Origin of the sequence: Proteus sp. fly-1067, from assembly GCF_040139345.1 — a bacterium.
GTDB classification, from domain to species: domain Bacteria; phylum Pseudomonadota; class Gammaproteobacteria; order Enterobacterales; family Enterobacteriaceae; genus Proteus; species Proteus vulgaris_B.
This window is the reverse complement of sequence record NZ_JBEEUL010000284.1, coordinates 1-518: the sequence shown is the minus strand read 5'-3', so window position 1 is coordinate 518 and position 518 is coordinate 1. Positions and strand designations below refer to the sequence as shown.

The window sequence follows — 518 nt, the reverse complement described above, 5'->3', positions numbered from 1 at the left end:
CGGTGAGTTTATCTTGCACTTCTTTATCGAGTCCTTTGGGTGCCACTAACATATTCCATGCTTGCAGATCCCAATTGTAAGGTGTGGCTTCTTTGAATAAGGGGACATTAGGGTAAAAAGTTGATTTTTCGTTTGACATAATAGCCATATGTTTCACTAAACCGGCTTTTACCATACTGTCAGCTTCACCTAATGAAGAAGTCACGATATCGACACCTCCTGATGCTAATTCTTGTAATGCAGCACTTGCGCCTTGAGAAGGAATAAAACGAATAGCATTATCTGGTAACCCTGCCGCACGCAACATACCAATCGTATTAAGGTGCCAAATTGAATTTAAGCCACTGCCTGATGCTTTTAACTTACCCGGATTTGCTTTGGCGTAATCGATAATTTCTTGTGCATTTTTAAATGGTGATGATTTTCCAACTTGCAATCCACCATAGATAACAGCAAGACGTGTGATAGGCGTGTAATCTTGATAGGTTAAGTTCGTCATACCTTGGTGATGCATCATG

Annotated in this window: 1 protein-coding gene; it reads right to left on the bottom strand. The window is 40.5% G+C overall.

Translation table 11 applies throughout. The features are described from left to right. Positions 1-518: tripartite tricarboxylate transporter substrate-binding protein (locus ABN217_RS20430; RefSeq protein WP_349460032.1), on the bottom strand; the 518-nt coding region annotated here is incomplete at both ends.